1 protein-coding gene is annotated in these 1,710 nt (G+C 34.0%); it reads right to left on the reverse strand.

The window, feature by feature from the left end; translation table 11 throughout:
• Positions 1–103: 103 nt before the first annotated feature.
• Positions 104–1,369 carry a YjiH family protein gene (locus AX762_RS11900; RefSeq protein WP_256244931.1) on the reverse strand — a complete coding sequence of 422 codons (1,266 nt, stop codon included), beginning with the start codon at positions 1,367–1,369 and terminating at the stop codon, positions 104–106.
• Positions 1,370–1,710 lie beyond the last annotated feature (341 nt).

The raw sequence follows: 1,710 nt of genomic DNA on the forward strand, positions 1-1,710 counted from the left end.
CGCACTTCGTTAGCATAAAACTAATGAAGTGCGTGTTTTTATTTTATTAGTTTGTAACTACCTTTTAACATATTTTAATGCGCACAGATATAAGAGAATCTCTCTAGAACTCGATAACATTCATCACAACTAAAATATTTGTGATGATAATTAATATCGGGATAGATATTATTGTTCTAAACAGAAAGACTTTGACGACATCCCAAAAGTTCAAACCGATTTTAGTTTTAACCAAGATCATACCGGTTTCAGACATGAATACTAACTGAGTGAAGGCTAAGACACCGATGAAGAAACGTGCAGCTTCACTAGTAGCTCCACTTATAAACAGAGCGGGTAAATACATGTCAGCAAATCCTGCAACGGATGCAGGTGCCATTTGCGCTGCCACTTCTGTACTGTATCCTATCAATTCATACATAGGCACTAGAGGAGCACTGATGATATCAAAAAACGGCGTATATTCGGCAATAATTAATGAAATTGTTCCTATGGCCATAATAATCGGTAAAAATCCGACGTATATATGAACAATATTCTTAAAGGCATCAATAATCGTAGGCATGATTTTAGTTTCATTTGCCTGTTTTATAGCAGAATCAAAAGCATGTTGAAGAGTCGTTTTATCTTCCGGGATTTCAACTGATTTAGGCGTTTTCCCTTCATAATAACTTGGTTCGAATTTTTTAAGCGGTAAACGCGCCATAATAAAGGCAATGATCAACGTCACTAATAGAATAGAGCCATAAAAAATAGGGAAAATGCTACTGAACCCTAACTCTTCAGCCACGGCAGCCGCAAAAGCAATACCTACAACCGAAAAGCTGGTTGCTATGATGTAAGCTTCTCTTCTATTGTAGTACCCTCTTTGATACTGTCTATCAGTTACCACTATACCTATTGTACCGTCCCCTACAAAGGAAGCGATCGCATCGATCATTGAATAACCCGGTACTCTAAAAAGTTTCACCACAATAGGGCCTAACAAAATACCGATAAATTCAACAATACCAAAATGAGTGAGCAGTGGAAGTGCAAGTATCCCCACAAAGAAAGTTATGTAAAGTGTGGTCAACAGTCCGCCTTCACCAGCCATGAGCCCTCCAGTATTGGGATCCAGTATGAGTCTTGCAAAATCGTAACTTTCAAACCAATTGTTTAAAACCATGAGATATAAAAATGAACCGACAATTCTCAATACTACATTAAAAGCAGAAGCCTTAAACATAGCATTGATGAACTTATTTTGCGACGTATAGAATATGAATACAACAGTCGCTATTAACACGACCCATCCACTTGCAACTGTAAAGGCAAGGAATTCATCTAGAATATTATTTTTAACAAAATCAATGATATGAGATAACATTATTTTACTCTCACCATTTATTGTAAAGGGTACTAGAAAAAATACAAACCCAAAAATCGATAGAAATATGAACTTCATTTTATTTATCACTTATTAAAACCTCCATTGTTGTCGTTTATCAGAATAGCACATAAAACACTGTATTACAATTATTTTAAATCACCGATTAATTCATATAATGAAATAATCATGTATAAAAAAACTTTATTTAGATTAAATAAAAAAATCTTTTTATTGAAATTCAGTATCTGACATCATTACACTTTCGCAGCTTAAACACTTTAATAACAATCTTTTTTTTTGTTAATTCTACTAAAAAACTACCTCAATTAGTTTTATAT

The organism is Alkalibacterium sp. 20, assembly GCF_001885615.1.
GTDB lineage: Bacteria > Bacillota > Bacilli > Lactobacillales > Carnobacteriaceae_A > Alkalibacterium.

Excerpts from the sequence above, each read along its gene's own strand:
- AX762_RS11900 (WP_256244931.1), bottom strand. The coding sequence starts at position 1,369 with ATGTTATCTCATATCATTGATTTTGTTAAAAATAATATTCTAGATGAA.